17 protein-coding genes are annotated in these 16,829 nt (G+C 62.7%); all 17 read left to right on the plus strand.

Annotation, left to right across the window (positions count from 1 at the left end):
• The gene (locus K9857_RS02545) at nucleotides 1-1,641 is read left to right on the plus strand and encodes an ABC transporter ATP-binding protein (RefSeq protein WP_224533341.1); all 1,641 of its coding nucleotides are present in this window, start codon (nucleotides 1-3) and stop codon (nucleotides 1,639-1,641) included.
• Between the two features lie 9 nt (nucleotides 1,642-1,650).
• Nucleotides 1,651-2,361: an NAD(P)H-dependent oxidoreductase gene (locus tag K9857_RS02550; protein ID WP_224533342.1), complete on the plus strand. Its 711-nt coding sequence runs from the start codon at nucleotides 1,651-1,653 to the stop codon at nucleotides 2,359-2,361.
• Nucleotides 2,362-2,833: 472 nt separating this feature from the next.
• On the plus strand, nucleotides 2,834-4,180 hold the full coding sequence (locus tag K9857_RS02555) for an outer membrane beta-barrel protein (RefSeq protein WP_224533343.1): 1,347 nt from the start codon (nucleotides 2,834-2,836) through the stop codon (nucleotides 4,178-4,180).
• A gap of 86 nt (nucleotides 4,181-4,266) precedes the next feature.
• The gene (locus tag K9857_RS02560) at nucleotides 4,267-5,577 is read left to right on the plus strand and encodes an ABC transporter substrate-binding protein (protein WP_224533344.1); all 1,311 of its coding nucleotides are present in this window, start codon (nucleotides 4,267-4,269) and stop codon (nucleotides 5,575-5,577) included.
• Between the two features lie 25 nt (nucleotides 5,578-5,602).
• A complete protein-coding gene (locus K9857_RS02565; protein WP_224533345.1) occupies nucleotides 5,603-6,328 on the plus strand; it encodes an ABC transporter ATP-binding protein in 726 nt (241 codons plus the stop codon).
• Between the two features lie 4 nt (nucleotides 6,329-6,332).
• Nucleotides 6,333-7,037 (plus strand): ABC transporter ATP-binding protein, encoded by a 705-nt coding sequence (locus K9857_RS02570; RefSeq protein ID WP_224533346.1) that lies wholly within the window; start codon nucleotides 6,333-6,335, stop codon nucleotides 7,035-7,037.
• Nucleotides 7,038-7,039: 2 nt separating this feature from the next.
• Entirely contained in the window at nucleotides 7,040-7,903 is an 864-nt protein-coding gene (locus K9857_RS02575) for a branched-chain amino acid ABC transporter permease (protein ID WP_175378754.1), read from the plus strand.
• Complete coding sequence (locus tag K9857_RS02580) at nucleotides 7,903-8,937, plus strand: branched-chain amino acid ABC transporter permease (RefSeq protein WP_224533347.1); 1,035 nt, start codon at nucleotides 7,903-7,905, stop codon at nucleotides 8,935-8,937. Before K9857_RS02575 ends, K9857_RS02580 begins: the two co-directional genes overlap by 1 nt.
• A 328-nt stretch (nucleotides 8,938-9,265) precedes the next feature.
• Nucleotides 9,266-10,195, plus strand: a complete 930-nt coding sequence (locus K9857_RS02585; protein ID WP_224533348.1) for a LysR family transcriptional regulator — start codon at nucleotides 9,266-9,268, stop codon at nucleotides 10,193-10,195.
• Nucleotides 10,196-10,558: 363 nt separating this feature from the next.
• Nucleotides 10,559-11,053 carry a hydroxyquinol 1,2-dioxygenase gene (locus tag K9857_RS02590; RefSeq protein WP_224533349.1) on the plus strand — a complete coding sequence of 165 codons (495 nt, stop codon included), beginning with the start codon at nucleotides 10,559-10,561 and terminating at the stop codon, nucleotides 11,051-11,053.
• Nucleotides 11,054-11,098: 45 nt separating this feature from the next.
• On the plus strand, nucleotides 11,099-12,118 hold the full coding sequence (locus tag K9857_RS02595) for a hydroxyquinol 1,2-dioxygenase (RefSeq protein ID WP_175378750.1): 1,020 nt from the start codon (nucleotides 11,099-11,101) through the stop codon (nucleotides 12,116-12,118).
• 90 nt (nucleotides 12,119-12,208) lie between these two features.
• Complete coding sequence (locus K9857_RS02600; protein WP_224533350.1) at nucleotides 12,209-13,672, plus strand: aldehyde dehydrogenase family protein; 1,464 nt, start codon at nucleotides 12,209-12,211, stop codon at nucleotides 13,670-13,672.
• Nucleotides 13,673-13,680: 8 nt separating this feature from the next.
• A complete protein-coding gene (locus tag K9857_RS02605) occupies nucleotides 13,681-14,748 on the plus strand; it encodes a maleylacetate reductase (protein ID WP_224533351.1) in 1,068 nt (355 codons plus the stop codon).
• A 31-nt stretch (nucleotides 14,749-14,779) separates the two neighbouring features.
• The gene (locus K9857_RS02610) at nucleotides 14,780-15,652 is read left to right on the plus strand and encodes a dioxygenase (protein ID WP_224533352.1); all 873 of its coding nucleotides are present in this window, start codon (nucleotides 14,780-14,782) and stop codon (nucleotides 15,650-15,652) included.
• Between the two features lie 3 nt (nucleotides 15,653-15,655).
• Nucleotides 15,656-15,967, plus strand: coding sequence for a YciI family protein (locus K9857_RS02615; protein WP_224533353.1), 312 nt, complete (start codon nucleotides 15,656-15,658; stop codon nucleotides 15,965-15,967).
• 2 nt (nucleotides 15,968-15,969) lie between these two features.
• A complete protein-coding gene (locus K9857_RS02620; RefSeq protein WP_224533354.1) occupies nucleotides 15,970-16,317 on the plus strand; it encodes a Rieske (2Fe-2S) protein in 348 nt (115 codons plus the stop codon).
• Between the two features lie 44 nt (nucleotides 16,318-16,361).
• The gene (locus tag K9857_RS02625) at nucleotides 16,362-16,814 is read left to right on the plus strand and encodes a YMGG-like glycine zipper-containing protein (protein ID WP_224533355.1); all 453 of its coding nucleotides are present in this window, start codon (nucleotides 16,362-16,364) and stop codon (nucleotides 16,812-16,814) included.
• Nucleotides 16,815-16,829: the final 15 nt, after the last annotated feature.

A 16,829-nucleotide genomic window follows, 5' to 3' on the forward strand; every position in this document is an offset into this window, starting at 1 on the left:
ATGACGACCAAACCTTTACTGGAAATCCGCAACCTGCACATCGAAGGTCACTACGAGGATGCCTGGCATCCGCTGATCAAGGGTATCGACCTGACCCTGCAGCGCGGCGAGGTGCTGGGGCTGATCGGCGAGTCCGGGGCGGGCAAGTCGACCCTAGGCCTGTCGGCCATGGGCTACACCCGCGACGGTTGCCGCATCACCGACGGCTCGGTGCATTTCGATGGCATCGACTTGCTCAACGCCAAACCCGAAGCCCTGCGCCAACTGCGTGGCTTGCGCATCGCCTACGTCGCGCAAAGTGCCGCGGCGTCGTTCAACCCGGCTCACCGGTTGATCGACCAGCACGTGGAAACCGCGGTGAAGAATGGCGGCATAAGCCGCGAGCAGGCGATGGCGGAGGCGGTGGAGCTTTATCGGGTGTTGCGCCTGCCCAATCCCGAGAAGATCGGTCAGCGGTATCCGCACCAGGTCTCCGGCGGGCAGTTGCAGCGGGTGATGACCGCCATGGCCATGGCCTGTCATCCGGACCTGATCATCTTCGACGAACCGACCACCGCGCTAGACGTCACCACCCAGATCGAAGTGCTGGCGGCGATCCGCGATGCCGTGGCGACCTACGGCAGCGCCGCGATCTACATCAGCCACGACCTGGCGGTGGTGGCGCAGATGGCCGATCGCATCATGGTCCTGCGCCACGGCAAACTGGTGGAAGAAGCCGAGACCCGCAAGATGCTCGGCGATCCGCAGGAGGACTACACCAAGTCGCTGTGGGCAGTGCGCAGTTTCCACACCGAACCCAAGCCGTGCCCGCAGCAGGAAAAGCCACTGCTGGAACTGCGCCAAAGCTGCGCCAGCTACGGCAATCAACCGGTGCTGCACGATGTCTCGCTAAAACTCTATCGCGGCCAGACCCTGGCGGTGATCGGCGAGTCCGGCAGCGGCAAGAGCTCCACGGCGAGGCTGATCACCGGGCTGCTGCCGCCGACCTACGGCCAGGTGCTGTACGACGGTCAGCCGCTGCCGGCGGATTTTCGTCAGCGCAGCAAGGAGCAATTGCGGCGCATCCAGATGATCTACCAGATCCCCGACACGGCCCTCAATCCACGCCAGCGCATCGTCGATATCATCGGCCGGCCGCTGACCTTCTACCTGGGCCTCAAGGGCAAGGCGATGCGTGCGCGAGTGGCCGAATTGCTGGAGATGATTGAACTGGACCCGGCGAAGTACATGGATCGTCAGCCCCGAGAATTGTCCGGCGGGCAGAAACAACGGGTCTGCATCGCCCGGGCACTGGCGGCCGATCCGCAACTGATCATCTGCGACGAAGTGACCTCGGCCCTTGATCAACTGGTAGCCGAAGGCGTATTGAAACTGCTCAACCGCATCCAGCAGCAACTGGGCGTGGCCTACCTGTTCATCACCCACGACGTCGCCACTGTGCGGGCGATTGCCGATGAGGTACTGGTGATGCAAAAGGGCAGGGTGGTGGACCACGGCTCGCGCAGCGCCATCTTCACCCCGCCGCATCAGGATTACACCGGGCTGCTGTTCTCCTCCGAACCGCAGATGGACCCGGACTGGCTCGACCAACTGCTGGCCAGCCGCGCAACGAATACAAACCCTACGCTGGAAAAAGTCTAAGGAATCACCATGAAAGTACTGATCGTCCACGCTCATCCCGAGCCAAAATCCTTCACCGCGGCCCTGCGCGACCAGGCCGTGACCACCCTCGAAGCCCAGGGCCACGAAGTGCAGGTCAGCGACCTGTACAAAATGAACTGGAACCCGGTGGCCAGCGACGCCGACTTCTCCTCCCGGGAAAACCCCGAGTATCTGGTGTACGCGCTGGAACAACGTCTTGGCGTGAAAAAACAATCACTGGCGGCGGACATCCAGGGCGAACTGGACAAGCTGCTCTGGGCCGACCTTGTGATCCTCAACTTCCCGATCTTCTGGTTCTCGGCGCCTGCCATGCTCAAGGGCTGGATCGACCGCGTGCTGGTGTCGGGCATCTGCTACGGCGGCAAACGCTTCTATGATCAGGGCGGGCTGGCGGGCAAGAAGGCGCTGGTGACCGTGACCTTGGGAGGGCGCGAGCACATGTTCGGCGAAGACGCGATCCATGGCCCCCTGCAAGACATGCTGCGCCCGATCCTGCGCGGGACGTTGGCCTATGTCGGGTTCGATGTGCTGGAGCCGTTCGTGGCCTGGCATGTGCCGTATATCAGCGATGAGGCGCGTCAGGAGTTTCTCAAGGATTACGCGCTGCGGTTGCAGCATCTGAGTGATGATCAGCCGTTGGTTTTTCCGAAGTTGTCACAGTTTGATGAGTTGTTGTATCCGCTGACCACAAAAGCCTGACCACACCCCACGCGTTTGATCGTTCCCACGCTCTGCGTGGGAACGATCCGAAATCCCGCGTCCATAGCAGATCCCCTGTGGGAGCGGGCTTGCTCGCGAAGGGGCCGGCAGCTTCAACATCTTCATTGCCTGACCCTCCGCCATCGCGAGCAGGCTCGCTCCCACAGTTTTTGATCTGCGGTGAACACAAACACTGTGTTCACCACGGATCCCATGTAGGAGCGAGGCTTGCCCGCGAAGAGGCCAGCATCTCCAATATTCTCACTACCTGAACCACCGTCTTCGCGGGCAAGCCTCGCTCCTACAAAAAATGGATTCGCATCTCCATTGTTCTGATTCCGCGAACACTGAAGTCGCCGAGATTGGAATTGTTGGGGTAGGGGCTCGCTTGTAGCCTTCATCACGTCGAATACCACGATCTGCCAACGATCGGATGGTGTTCGGCGGCCTAATAAAAATAAGGAAGGCAGATATGAATATTCGTGCATGGGTGTGCGCAGCGACCCTGTTCGCCCCCGTTCTGGGTGCCGGTGTTTTGTTTCCCTCGATGGCTGGTGCCGCCGACGATCCCATGGGGTCGCTGGTGCGCAATGTGTTCGGCGACAGTCTCGAGCGCGATCATGGCATCAAGATCTACGGCTGGGCCCAGGCGGGTGTGATCTATAACAACAACGGCACGGATGACGTCAGCAAACAGAGCTTTTTCAACACCGACGAAGGCGTGAACCTCAATCAGTTCGCTCTGGCCGTGGAGAAGAAACCCAAGAGCAACGTGGTCGGGCGTGTCGGGCCGTTCCCGGGGCCGATGCCGCAGGAAGCCGACTGGGGTTTCAACGTCACCACGCTGTACGGCAAGGATGCGCGCTACTTCAAGACCTACGGCTGGGACGAGGACCTGAGCGCCAATCGCAACAACAAGCCTGAAGATCCGGCACTGACCATCGCCCAGGCCTACGTCAATTTCTATTTCCCGGTGCTCGGGGGTTCCGACCTGATGATCGGGATCTTCCACACCCCGCTGGAAAACGAAATCGGCTTCGCCTTGCCGTCCCCGGCCCCCACCGATTTCTACTCCCACACCTATTCCTTCATGCACGGCCCGGCCAAGCATGCCGGTGCGCTGTACTCGTTCAAACTGCCTTCGGCGCCCGGCGAAAGCATGCTCGGCTTCGAGGTGGGCGTGGTCCAGGGCTGGAACAATCTGCAGGATCCCAACCACGATCCGGACGTGATCGCCAACGTGCGCTGGCGCTCGGCGGACTTCAACACCTGGATCGACTGGGAAAACATCTACGGCAACGGCGCCGGCGACAGCTTTGCCGAATGCAGCTGCGGCTCGCCGATTCCGGCAGGCACCAAGGAAGACGATTTCAAGCGTCTGGCCTCGTACCTGACCCTGTCGCAAGTGCTCGACCCGAACAACCGCGTGGCCCTGGAATTGAACTACGGCAAGCAAAAGGACGGCGCCTTCGCCGGCTTCGCCAACAAGAACGACGGCACCTGGTACGGCACTAACCTCAACTGGTACCACAAGCTCAGCGAAAACCTGATGTGGAATAGCCGCGCCGAGTGGTTCTACACCGACGCACCGGTGCACGTGATGATGGCCAACATCGACCCGAACACCGGCATCCCCGATCCGACTTGGGGCAGTTTCTACGGTGTCACCACCAACCTGGCCTGGACCCCGACACCCAACGTTCGCCTGCGTCCGGAACTGCGTTACGACATCCACTCCGGCCCCGGTCGCGATGCCTACGCCGACGGCGAGAAGGACTCGCAGGTGGTCGCGTCCTTCGACGTCACGCTGTTCTTCTAACCGATTTCCCCCGATTACCCCTGACCCTGCGTGCTGGCCCGGCCACGCGTGGCGACCCCGTTCGTCCAGGCTTTTGGAGTATTTACATGACCGACAACAACGATAAAAACCTGTTTGGCCGCGATTTCTCCCGTCGCGCATTCCTGCGTGGCACCGGTGTCGCCGCTGGAGGCGTGGCGCTGGCGAGCATGCCGTTTAAATTCGCCATCGGCGGCGAGCGGGTGATCAAGCTCGGCTACGTCAGCCCGCAGACCGGTCCGCTGGCACCGTTTGCCGCGGCAGACAACTACATCATCGAATCCCTCAAGCAGGTGCTGAAGAACTCCATCGACATCGGTGGCAAGGCCTATCGCCTGGAAGTGATCGTCAAGGACAGCCAGTCCAACCCCAACCGCGCGGCGGAGGTGGCGAGCGAGCTGATCCTGTCGGACCAGGTCGACCTGATGCTGGTGTCCTCGACCCCGGAAACCACCAACCCGGTGTCCGACCAGTGCGAGATCAACGAGATCCCGTGCATCTCCACGGTCGCGCCGTGGCAGCCGTGGTTCTTCACTCGTGGCGGCAAGCCGGACCAGGGGTTCGAGTGGACTTACCATTTCTTCTGGGGCCTTGAAGATGTGATCGGCGCTTACACCTCAATGTGGGGTGCGATGCCGTCCAACAAGGTGGTCGGCGGCCTGTTCCCCAACGATGGCGACGGCAACGCCTGGGGCGATCAGAAACTCGGCTTCCCACCGGTGCTGGCGCAGAAGGGTTTCCAGCTGGTCGACCCCGGTCGCTTCCAGAGCCTGACCGATGATTTCTCCGCACAGATTGCCGCCTTCAAAAAGGCCGAGGTCGAAGTGGTCACCGGTGTGGTGATCCCGCCGGATCTCAGCACCTTCTGGACCCAGGCGCGCCAGCAGGGCTTCAAGCCAAAAGCGGTGTCGGTGGGCAAGGCGCTGCTGTTCCCCACGGCGGTCGAGGCGCTGGGCAAGGCCGGCAACAACCTGTCGACGGAAATCTGGTGGAGCCCGACGCACCCGTTCAGTTCGTCGTTGACCGGTGCCAGCGCCGGCCAGCTCGCCCAGGGCTTCACCCAGGCCACCGGCAAGCAATGGACTCAGCCTTTGGGCTTCGTGCATGCGCTGTTCGAGCTGGCGGTGGACATCCTCAAGCGCACCGAAGAGGTGGGCAACGCCCATGCGGTACGCGATGCCTTGCTCAAGACCAACCTCAACACCGTGGTCGGGCCGATCAACTGGAACGGCGGACCGGTGAAGAACGTCGCCAAGACGCCACTGGTCAGCGGCCAGTGGCGCCTGGGCAGCGACAACAAATACGACCTGGTGATCACCAGCAATGCCAGTGCCCCGGCTATTCCGTTGGGTGGTGAGATGCAGGCGATTACCTATTGAGCGGGCAACGGGACACAGGTGCACCATGCAACAACCACTTCTGCAAATGAGCGATGTGCACAAGAGCTACGGCTCGGTGAAGGTCACGGACGCCATGAGCCTGGACCTGCAACCGGGGGAAGCCCTGGGCATCATCGGCCCCAACGGCGCGGGTAAAAGCACGCTGTTCAACCTTATCGCCGGTGGCGTGGCGGCGGATCAGGGCAGCATTCGTTTCGAAGGCCGCGACGTCACCCGCGAGCCGGTGTTCAAGCGCTGCCAGCAAGGCATCGGCCGCTCCCACCAGATCCCGCATCCGTTCGTGAAAATGACCGTGTTCGAGAACCTGCTGGTGGGGGCGACCTTCGGCGCGCGTCTGGGCGACAAGGAAGCCAGCCATTGGTGTGCGCAGACCCTGGAACTGACCGGGCTGATGCGCAAGGCCAACGTGCTGGCCGGTTCCCTGACGCTGCTCGACCGCAAGCGCCTGGAAATGGCCCGGGCGCTGTCGACCCAACCACGCCTGCTGTTGCTCGACGAAATCGCCGGCGGCCTGACGGAACCGGAATGCCTGGCGTTGGTGGAGACCATCCAGGGCATTCACAAGTCGGGCGTGGCCATCATCTGGATCGAACACATCGTGCACGCCTTGCTGGCGGTGGTCAGTCGTCTGACGGTGATCAACTTCGGCGCCAAGCTGGCCGAAGGCGAACCCCATAGCGTCATGTCCGACCCCAGGGTCCAGGACATCTACATGGGCATCGGGAGCTGACGCCATGACCACAAGTCTTCTGTCTATCGACAAACTCTGCGCCGGCTACGGCGACTTCCAGGCGCTGTTCGACATCAGCCTGAACCTGGAAGCCGGCGAGACCGTGGCGATCATCGGCTCCAACGGCGCGGGCAAATCGACCTTCCTGCGCTCGCTGGCCGGGTTGATCAGCAACCAGCCAGGTGCCATTCGTTTCAACGGCCAGGCCATCGGCGACATGCCGGCCAACCGGGTGCTGGAGCAGGGCATCGCCCTGGTGCCCGAGGGTCGAAAGCTGTTTCCTTCGCTCAGCGTCGAGGAAAACCTGCTGATCGGCGCCTACAGCAAACGCCCGGGGCCCTGGACCCTGAAGCGGATTTACCAGCTGTTCCCGGTGCTGGAAAAACTGCGCAAGCGTCCTGGCACGGCACTGTCCGGCGGGCAGCAGCAGATGGTCGCGATCGGGCGCGGGCTGATGGCCAACCCGCAGTTGCTGCTGTGCGACGAAATCAGCCTCGGCCTGGCACCGACCACCATCAAGGACATCTATGCCGCGCTGCCTTCGATCAAGGCCGACGGCACCACGGTGATTCTCGTCGAACAGGACATCAATCAGGCGTTGAGTGTGAGTGACCGTTTCTATTGCTTCCAGGAAGGGCGGGTGTCCCTGACCGGGCGGCCAGGGGATGCGGACAAGGCACAAATCAAAGCCGCGTATTTCGGGATCTAGTGATGGAATGGCTCAATACTTTGCTTCAAGGCGTATTGCTCGGTGGCCTGTACGCGATGTTCGCGGTGGGCCTGTCGCTGATGTTCGGCATCATGCGCCTGGTCAACATCGCCCATGGCGACTTCATCGTGCTGGCGTCGTACCTGGCGCTGGTGGTGGTCAACCATCTGGGGTTCAGCCCGCTGGCCAGTTTGCTGATGGTAGTGCCGCTGATGTTTGTCTTCGGTTACCTGCTGCAACGGCTGTTGCTCAACCGCACATTGGGTAGCGACATCCTGCCGCCGCTGCTGGTGACCTTCGGTCTGTCGATCATCGTGCAGAACGTGCTGCTGGAATTTTTCAGCGCCGACAGCCAGAAGCTGTCCCAAGGTGAGCTTGAGGTGGCCAGCGTCGGTATCGGCAGCCTGAGCGTCGGGGTGATGCCGCTGATCGTGTTCGGCAGTGCCTTGCTGATCATCGGCGGCCTGCAACTGCTGTTCTACAAGACCTCTCTGGGGCGGGCGTTCCGCGCCACCTCCGATGACCAGCATACCGCGCGGCTGATGGGCGTGAACAACGCGCACATCTTCGGCCTGGCCATGGCGCTGGCGATGGCGGTGGTATCGATTGCCGGGGTGTTCCTGGCGATTCGCACCAGCTTCGATCCTACGGTTGGGCCTGCGCGGCTGTTGTACGGCTTCGAGGCGGTGATCATCGGCGGCCTGGGCAGCCTGTGGGGCACGCTGGCGGGCGGGGTGATCCTCGGCGTCGCGCAAACCTTGGGGGCGAAGATCGATCCAGGCTGGCAGATCCTCGCCGGTCATCTTGTGTTTCTGCTGATCCTGGTCGTGCGTCCGCGTGGCCTGTTTCCCCGGAGTGTCGACTGATGAATGCCTTGAACAATCCCGCGCCGGTTTATCGCGTACAGCGCTCGACCACCAGCAGCACCATTGGCCTGGCCCTGCTGGGGCTCTGTGTGTTGGTGTTGTCGAGTGCACCGCTGTGGGCTGATCGCGCCAGCCTGCGGTTGGTGGTGGAGTTCGCCTATTACCTGGCCCTGGCGCAAATGTGGAATCTGTTGGCGGGTTACGCCGGCATGGTGTCGGTGGGGCAGCAGGCTTTTGTCGGTTTGGGTGGTTATCTGCTGTTCATGCTGGCGACTCAGTTCGGGGTGCCGCCATTGTTCGCGGTTTTGCTCTCGGGGGTGCTGGTGGCGGTGCTGGCGATTCCCACTGCGCTGGTGGTGTTTCGCCTGCGCGGGGCCTATTTCGCGATCGGCACTTGGGTGGTGGCGGAGGTGTTCCGCCTGGGTTTGGCGCAGATGAGCAGCCTGGGCGGCGGATCGGGGCAAAGTCTGCCGGCGGCGATCGTGCGGCAGATCGGCAATGACCGGGACGGGCGCGAAACCCTGATCTACTTCACCGCCCTGGCCATTGCCATTGGTGCCATGGCGGTGGTGTTCTTCCTTCTGCGCTCGCGGCAGGGGCTGGCGCTGGCGTCGATCCGCGATTCGGAGCCAGCCTCGGGTAGCCTGGGCGTGGATACCTTCCGCACCAAGTTGATGGTCTATGTGCTGGCCGCCGGGTGTACGGGTGTCGTCGGGGCGCTGATCTTCCTGCAGAAACTGCGGATTTCGCCGGACGCAGCGTTCAGCCTGCAGGACTGGACGGCGGTGGTGATCTTCATCGTGATCATCGGCGGCATCGGCACCCTGGAAGGGCCCTTGATCGGCACGCTGATCTACTTCGTGCTGCGCGGTTGCCTGGCGCAGTACGGCGCGGTGTACATGATCATCCTCGGCGTGGTCGCGGTGGTGATGATGCTCAAGGCCCCGCAGGGGGTGTGGGGATTGATCAGCGAGCGATTCGGCTGGCAGGTGTTTCCGATGCAGCGACGCCTGAAGGGGCACCAGGACCTGTAGGCCACAATTCGGCTAGACACCGCAGATCCCTGTGGGAGCGGGCTTGCCCGCGAAGAGGTCGGCACATTCAGCATGGATGCTGGCTGAGCTGACGCCATCGCGGGCAAGCCCGCTCCCACAGGGATCTGCGGTGTACATGGATTTTTGCCGCGCCACAGGCAGCATGTAGGAGCGAGCTTGCTCGCGATCGCGGGGTGTCAGGGAACCCGCGTCGTCGTTGGCGACCATCGCGAGCAAGGTCGCTCCTACAGATGTATGGAGCGCAGGCCGGCGAAAGGCTAACCTCGCCTTACGCCAACAATAAAAAGCCTCCAGAGAACCTGCCCCCATGGATCGTTTACTCAGTGTCGAAGCCTTCGTGCGGGTGGCCGAGACCGGCAACTTCGCCAAGGCTGCCCAACAACTGGGCGTGACCCGTTCGGTGATCACCCATCGCATCCAGCAACTGGAACAATTCATCAACGCGCCGCTGTTCCATCGCAGCACCCGCCATGTGCGGCTCTCCGAAGTGGGGGAGACGTATTACAAGGAGTGCGCGGACATGGTCGCCGGGTTCAATTCCCTGACCGAACACATGCGCGAGCTGCGGGCCAAGCCCACCGGCAAGCTGCGGGTGCAGATGCTGCCGGGTTTCGCCATCAGCCACTTCGGCCACCTGCTTGCAGAATTCACCCGGCTGTACCCGGACATCGAGGTCGATGTGATCGTCAACGACCGGGTGGTGGACCCCATCGAAGAAGGTTTCGACGTGGCGTTCCAGATGTTCCCGCCGATGGCCGAAACCCTGATCGAGCGCAAGCTGTTCACGGTGCGCCGGCTGTTCTGCATGTCCCCGGATTACGCCAGCGAGTTCGGCGTCCCGACCCATCCCCAGCAATTGCTGCAACACAAGATCGCGCTGTACGAGGGGTATCCGTCGCGCAATCGCTGGGTGTTCAATCGCGGGGACGAGCAGGTTGAGCTGAGTTTGCCGGGGCAGGTGCGTTCCAATTCCGTGCACCTGCTGCGCGATTACGCCCAGACCGGGGTGGGGATTGTCTGCCTGCCGACGTTGGTGGCCAGTGAAGATCTGCTCAGCGGACGGTTGATTCCGGTGCTGTCGGATTATCAGTTGTCGTCGTTCAGTTTCTCGGCGGTATACCCCGCCACCCAGCGCCGGGCTTTGAAAGTCCGGACCCTGATCGATTTCCTGGTGGACAATTTCGGCGCCGAGCCCTGCTGGGACGTGCCGTTGCTGGAGCGCGGCTGGATCCGCTGAAACCCCACCACCCTGTAGGAGCGAGCTTGCTCGCGATGGTCGTCAACGATGACGTTGGGAGCCTGACGCCCCGCGGTGTCTGTGCCTCCATCGCGAGCATGCTCGCTCCTACAGTGGATCTGCGGTGCGGCACAAATCCCTGTGGGAGCGGGCTTGCCCGCGATGGTCGTTAACGATGACGCTGGCGGCCTGATGCCCCGCGGTGTCAGGGCTTGCATCGCGAGCGTGCTCGCTCCTACAGGGGACCGCGTTTCAGTGTTCGCGTTTTGCAAACACTGTTGTCGTCCACCAGCTAATTGTTACCGGACCTGTCGCGTCGTACTGTTTGCTCACTGTTACTAAAACAACAAAACGGTGAGAACCATGAGTAGCGCAGCAATCGAAACAGTCTTCGGCTCGCTGGACAATTACAGCAAGGGCTCGGTTGAAATCGTCAGCGGCCAGGCCAGTCATTACGCCTTTTCGAACATTTTCGAAGTGGCGGACAAATCCCTTCCTTACGAGAAAGTCGTCGTCGGCTACAACCTGGGTTACGTCATCGAAACCCTGCGTGCCGAAGGCGAATCGCCCTGGTACACCTGCGCCCACGACGAGTTCGCCATCGTCATGGACGGTGAAGTACGGGTCGATTTCCTCAAGCTCGATGCGCCGCTCAAGGACGGAGAGGGCACTCATGCGGCCGGAGACATGCCAGCAGGCAAGCCCATGGGCTACGTGCTGCTCAAGCGCGGCCATCAGTGCCTGCTGCCGGTCGGCACCGCGTATCGCTTCGAAGCCAGCCGCCCGGGGGTGATCCTGCAACAGACCATCAAGGGCCCGTTGTCGGTCGAGAAGTGGGCAGACATCTGCCTGAAGTGACCCGCCGCCGACCGTCCACTCCACAACAACAAAAGGAATCCCGCCATGGCCATGCTTGAAACCGCTGCTGAAACCGCCCTGTTTGCCGACGACGAAGTCCAGGCCAGCGCGCCCCATGCCGTCACCGGTTATCGCTCATTCAAACTCGGCGCCTTCGAACTGTCCCGCGACGAGTATTTCGCCCGCATCACCTGGCCGGCCAAGGGCCAGACCCGCTCGCACCTGATCCCGGTCGACGCCTTCCTGCGCGCCATGATGCGCGACGTGGCCTGGGGCTTCTTCTACGGCTGGGTCAACTTCGACCACGTCATCGGCACCCGCAACTATTACGGCAAGGTCGACCTGTACGCCGGCACATTCAACGGCACCCTCAAGGAAGCCGGGGTCAACTACACCGAAAACTTCGAAACGCCGCTGATCATGGCCACCTTCAAGGCCATCCTGCGGGACTGGACCAACGCCACCTTCGACCCGTTCGCCGCCCCCGAAGAAACCGGCAGCGCTTTCGGGCGCAAGAACGGTGACAACATCGAGGCCATCGAACGCTTCCGCATTGCCACCAAACGCATGCCCGGCCTGCCGGATGACTCGCCGCTGCGCAACGATTTGCCGGTCAACCGCCAGTTCATCGACGTGTCCCAGGAAGAACCGGAAGTCCACCCGGCCGAAGGCTTCGAAGGCCAACTGCATGCCTTCAGCCTGTTCAAGTACCTGTCGCGCTCGGACGTGACCTGGAACCCGTCGGTGACCTCGGTGTGCAAGGCCAGCCTGTTCTGCCCGACCACCGAAGAATTCATCCTGCCGGTGTTCCACGGCAACGACCGCATCGAGTGGTTCCTGCAGCTGTCCGACGAAATCATCTGGGACGTGGGCGACAAGGACGACGGCAACCCCCGCGCGCGAATCACCATGCGTGCCGGCGACATCTGCGCCATGCCCGCCGACATCCGTCACCAGGGCTACTCGACCAAGCGCTCGATGCTGATGGTCTGGGAAAACGCCACGCCGAACCTGCCGCAACGCTACGAAAGCGGCGAACTCACGCCGTACCCGATCGAGTTCTAAGACCTCGCGTCCTGCCCGGCAGCGCGCCGGGCCCGGCTTTCAGAAATTGAGTCAGACACTGCGCCAGGGGCGCGGTGCGAGGAAACCATTATGCAAAATCAGCTCTATATCGATGGCCGCTTCGTGGATGCGGTCGCTGGCGGCACCATCGACGTGGTCTCGCCCCATGACGGCTCGTTGATCACCCGCATCGCCGCCGCCGAAGCCGCCGACGTCGATTTGGCCGTCGCCGCCGCCAAGCGCGCATTTCCGGCGTGGTCCGCACTGGGCGCTGCCGAACGCGGGCGCTTGCTGCTGAAGCTGGCGGACAAGATCGAAGAATGCGGCGAAGAGCTGGCCCGCCTCGAATCCCTGGACACCGGCCACCCGATCCGCGACTCCCGTGGCCTCGACGTGCCGCGCACCGCCGCCTGTTTCCGCTACTTCGGCGGCATGGCCGACAAGATCGAAGGCTCGGTGATTCCGGTGGAAGCCGGCTTCCTCAACTACGTACAGCGCAAGCCAATCGGCGTGGTGGCGCAGATCGTGCCGTGGAATTTCCCGCTGATGTTCACCAGCTGGAAAATGGGCCCGGCCCTGGCGGCGGGCAACACCATCGTGATCAAGCCTTCGGAAATCACGCCGTTGTCGACCCTGCGCATCGCCGAGCTGATGACCGAAGTCGGCTTCCCCAAAGGCGTGGTCAACGTGGTGCCGGGTTACGGCCACACCGCGGGCCAGGCGCTGGCCGAACACCTGGACGTGGGCAAGATCGCCTTCACCGGTTCCACCGCCACCGGGCGGCGCATCGTCGAGGCGTCGAAGAGCAACCTCAAGCGCATCCAGCTGGAGCTGGGCGGCAAGGGTGCCAATATCGTCTTCGAGGACGCCAACCTCGACGCGGCGGTCAACGGCGCCGCCTGGGCGATCTTCCATAACCAGGGCCAGGCCTGTATCGCAGGTTCCCGGCTGATCCTGCACAAGGACATCGCCGACAAATTCCTCGAGCGTTTCATCCCGCTGGCCAAGTCCATCCGCCTGGGCGACCCGATGAACCCCGAGACCGAAATGGGCCCGCTGACCTCGGCGCTGCACCGCGACCGCGTGATGGCCTACATCGATATCGCCATCGAGCAGGGCGGCAAGATCCTCGCCGGCGGCAAAGCCCCGGACGACAAGGCCCTGGCCAAGGGTTTCTACGTCGAGCCGACTATTGTCGAGGCCAAGCCTGAGGATCGTGTCTGCCAGGAAGAAGTTTTCGGCCCGTTCGTCACCGTGGTGCGCTTCAGCACCGACGAAGAAGCCCTGGCCATCGCCAACAGCACCGAGTACGGTCTGGGGAGCGGCCTGTGGACGCAGAACCTGACCCGCGCGCACAAGATGGCCAATGCCATTCACGCCGGCATGTGCTGGATCAACTGCTACAAGCGCGTCAGCCCAGGCAGCCCGTTTGGTGGCGTCGGCCAGTCCGGGTATGGTCGCGAAATGGGCTTTGAAGCGATCCACGACTACACCGAGGCCCGCTCGGTGTGGGTCAACGTCGACGCCAACATCCCGCCGCACTTCAAGCGCTGAGGTCTGCCATGAATCCGTTTATCTACCAGAGCCTGCCGACCCGCGTGGTGTTCGGCTGGGGCAAGCTGTCGGCGCTGGCCGAAGAGATCGAGCGCCTGGGCGCGCGGCGTGCGCTGATCCTCACCACTCCGGAACAACAGGGCCTGGGCGAGCAGGTCGCGGCCTTGCTGGGTGAGCGTGCGGCGGGCATCTATCCCAAGGCGGTGATGCACGTTCCGCTGGAAGTGGCCCAGGCGGCCCGGGTGGAAGCGGCGCGGCTGGATGCCGATTGCTGCGTGGCCATCGGCGGGGGTTCGACCATTGGCTTGGGCAAGGCGATCGCCATGGATTCCGGCCTGCCGATCGTGGCGGTGCCGACCACTTACGCCGGTTCGGAAATGACCCCGATCTACGGCCTGACCGAGAACCGCCTGAAGAAAACCGGGCGCGATTCACGGGTTCTGCCCAAGACCGTGATCTACGACCCGCAACTGACCTTGACCCTGCCGGCGCAGATTTCCGCCTGTTCGGGCATGAACGCCATGGCCCACGCGGTCGAGGCGCTGTATGCCCAGGACGCCAACCCGATCATCGGCTTCATGGCCGAAGAGTCGATCCGTTCGCTGGCGCAGTCGTTGCCGGGCGTGGTCGACAATCCCGAAGACCCGGACGCGCGCGCCCAGGCGCTGTACGGCGCCTGGCTGGCGGGCATTTGCCTGGGTTCGGTGGGGATGGCCTTGCACCACAAGCTGTGCCACACCCTGGGCGGCACCTTCAATCTGCCCCATGCCCAGGCCCACGCGATCGTCTTGCCCCACGCGGCGCATTACAACCGCGAAGCCGCGGCCGGTCCTTTGCAGCGGGCGGCGCGGGCGCTGGGGGGCAGCGAGGCCAGTGAAGTCGGCGCCTTGCTGTATGCGCTGAACCAGAAGCTGGGCATTCCCCTGGCACTGGAGGATATTGGTTTTCCTGCAAACGGCCCGGCTGAAGCGGCGCAAATCGCCTGCGCAAGCCCGTACTACAATCCGCGACCGTTCGAGCAGGCGCCGATCGAGGCACTGCTCAACCGCGCGTTGAAGGGCCAGGCACCGGCCTGACGCACTCACCACGTTCATCGGAATAACAACAATGACCGATCAAGACAAAGCCACCGAAGCGCTGATTTCCGAGCAAGCCGTGAACAGCTTCGATGGCGCGCCGAATGCGCGCTACAAACAGATCATGCAGAGCCTGACCCGGCATCTGCATGCATTCGTCAGCGAGGTCGAGCTGACCGAGCAGGAGTGGTTCGAAGGCATCCGCTTCCTGACCGACACGGGCCACAAGTGCGACGGCCTGGTGCGCCAGGAATTCATCCTGCTGTCCGATACCCTGGGCGTGTCGATGCTGGTGGATGCGATCAACCATCGCCATAGCGCCACGGCCACCGAAACCACGGTGTTCGGGCCGTTCTACATCGACGGCATGCCGGATCGCGAATTCGGCGAAAACATGGCCTTTACCCCAGGCGAAACGGCGCTGGTACGCGGGCGGGTGGTGGACGTCAACGGCAACGCCCTGGCCGGCGCGGTGCTCGACGTCTGGCAGACCGCCGAGAACGGCATGTACTCCGGCCAGGACACCGAACAGCCGTTCGGCAACCTGCGCGGGCGTTATCGCACCGATGCCGACGGTTGTTTCGCCATCCGCACGATTGTCCCGGTGGCTTACCCGATACCCACCGACGGACCGGTGGGGCGCATGCTCGACGCGGCCAACCGGCATGCCTGGCGCCCGGCGCACCTGCATTTCATGATCGATGTACCGGGTTATCGCAAGCTGGTCACGCACCTGTTCAACCACGACGACCCGTATCTGGCGTCGGATGCGGTGTTTGGTGTGAAGCAATCGCTGCAGGTGATCTATGAGGACCGGGCCAGCCACGACGAGGTGTCCGCCCGGTTGGGCATGGCGTTGCCGTTCAAGCGTGCGTGCTACGAATTCGTCATGGAAAAGGCTTGAGTCATGGGTCAGTACTTTGCGGTATTCGCCACCGACCGTCCGGATTCGTTGAGCCTGCGCCAGCGTCTGCGCCCCAGCCATCAGGCGCATTTGCGTGCCAACGACAGCCATCGGGTGGTGGTGCGCTTTGGTGGCCCGACACTGGATGATGCCGGTGTATCGATGAACGGCACTTTGCTGGTGATCGAAGCCGGCAGCCTGCCGGAGGTGGAGGCCTTTCTTCAGGACGATCCGTACGTTCAGGCCGGATTGTTCGCCAGTATCCAGATCCGTCCGTGGAACTGGAGCCTGGGCAACCCGGAAATGCGTGGCTGACCATGAGCACGATTACCCTGTGCCAACTGGACGACATCGCCGACGGCGGCGCCCTGGGTCTGCCGCAACACCAGCAACTGCATCCCGCCGGGCTGGTGGCGGTGCGCCAGGGCGAGCAGGCGTGGGTGTACATCAACCGTTGCCCGCATTTTTCCGTGCCGCTGGACTTTCGCCCGCAGGAGTTCTGCACCTATCGCGGCAAGGTCTTGATGTGTGCCCATCACAGCGCGATGTTCCGTTTCGAGGACGGGCATTGCGTCGATGGGCCGTGCAAGGGCGCGACGCTGGAGACGGTGCCGGTGCGTCGGGTCGGAAACAGCCTGGTGATGGAGGTCCGGGAGAAGGGCTGAACTACACTGATTCAGGGTGTATCACGCTCATTTCGGAGGACATCATGAAAAGGTTTCCGCCCGTCGGCCTGTGCCTGGTTTTGTCGGTTCTGAGCGCCCAGGGATGGGCCCAATCTGTGGTGCCGCTAAAGGGCCAGACTTCGCAGCAGACTCAAGCCGATATTTCCGAGTGCAATAACATCGCCGCCAGTCAGACGGCTTCGACGTCCACGCCTTCGGGTGGTCGGGTCAAGGGCGCCGTGGCCGGTGCCGCCGCCGGGGCGACCGCTGCTCAGATACGCGGCAATCAACACGATGAAATTTATGATCGTGTGGATAGCGACCGGCAGCAGGACTATCGCCAGGACCGGGCCAAGCAGACGGCTGCGGCTGGCGCTGTGGTGGGCGGCTCGCGCCAGCGTCAGGAACGCCGGCAGCAGAACAAGACCAATGCGGCCAATACCTCGACGGCGTATACCAGTTGCCTGCAAGGCAAGGGCTACCAGGTCAACCCCTGAAAAACCGTCCCCTGT

The sequence above is a fragment of the Pseudomonas sp. REP124 genome (genome assembly GCF_020164475.1).
Classification (GTDB): Bacteria; Pseudomonadota; Gammaproteobacteria; order Pseudomonadales; family Pseudomonadaceae; genus Aquipseudomonas.

Coding starts and splice junctions, on each gene's coding strand:
- K9857_RS02575 (WP_175378754.1), top strand. CDS start 7,040: ATGGAATGGCTCAATACTTTGCTTCAAGGCGTATTGCTCGGTGGCCTG.
- K9857_RS02590 (WP_224533349.1), top strand. CDS start 10,559: ATGAGTAGCGCAGCAATCGAAACAGTCTTCGGCTCGCTGGACAATTAC.
- K9857_RS02570 (WP_224533346.1), top strand. CDS start 6,333: ATGACCACAAGTCTTCTGTCTATCGACAAACTCTGCGCCGGCTACGGC.
- K9857_RS02605 (WP_224533351.1), top strand. CDS start 13,681: ATGAATCCGTTTATCTACCAGAGCCTGCCGACCCGCGTGGTGTTCGGC.
- K9857_RS02610 (WP_224533352.1), top strand. CDS start 14,780: ATGACCGATCAAGACAAAGCCACCGAAGCGCTGATTTCCGAGCAAGCC.
- K9857_RS02565 (WP_224533345.1), top strand. CDS start 5,603: ATGCAACAACCACTTCTGCAAATGAGCGATGTGCACAAGAGCTACGGC.
- K9857_RS02600 (WP_224533350.1), top strand. CDS start 12,209: ATGCAAAATCAGCTCTATATCGATGGCCGCTTCGTGGATGCGGTCGCT.
- K9857_RS02615 (WP_224533353.1), top strand. CDS start 15,656: ATGGGTCAGTACTTTGCGGTATTCGCCACCGACCGTCCGGATTCGTTG.
- K9857_RS02625 (WP_224533355.1), top strand. CDS start 16,362: ATGAAAAGGTTTCCGCCCGTCGGCCTGTGCCTGGTTTTGTCGGTTCTG.
- K9857_RS02560 (WP_224533344.1), top strand. CDS start 4,267: ATGACCGACAACAACGATAAAAACCTGTTTGGCCGCGATTTCTCCCGT.
- K9857_RS02555 (WP_224533343.1), top strand. CDS start 2,834: ATGAATATTCGTGCATGGGTGTGCGCAGCGACCCTGTTCGCCCCCGTT.
- K9857_RS02595 (WP_175378750.1), top strand. CDS start 11,099: ATGGCCATGCTTGAAACCGCTGCTGAAACCGCCCTGTTTGCCGACGAC.
- K9857_RS02545 (WP_224533341.1), top strand. CDS start 1: ATGACGACCAAACCTTTACTGGAAATCCGCAACCTGCACATCGAAGGT.
- K9857_RS02620 (WP_224533354.1), top strand. CDS start 15,970: ATGAGCACGATTACCCTGTGCCAACTGGACGACATCGCCGACGGCGGC.
- K9857_RS02580 (WP_224533347.1), top strand. CDS start 7,903: ATGAATGCCTTGAACAATCCCGCGCCGGTTTATCGCGTACAGCGCTCG.
- K9857_RS02585 (WP_224533348.1), top strand. CDS start 9,266: ATGGATCGTTTACTCAGTGTCGAAGCCTTCGTGCGGGTGGCCGAGACC.
- K9857_RS02550 (WP_224533342.1), top strand. CDS start 1,651: ATGAAAGTACTGATCGTCCACGCTCATCCCGAGCCAAAATCCTTCACC.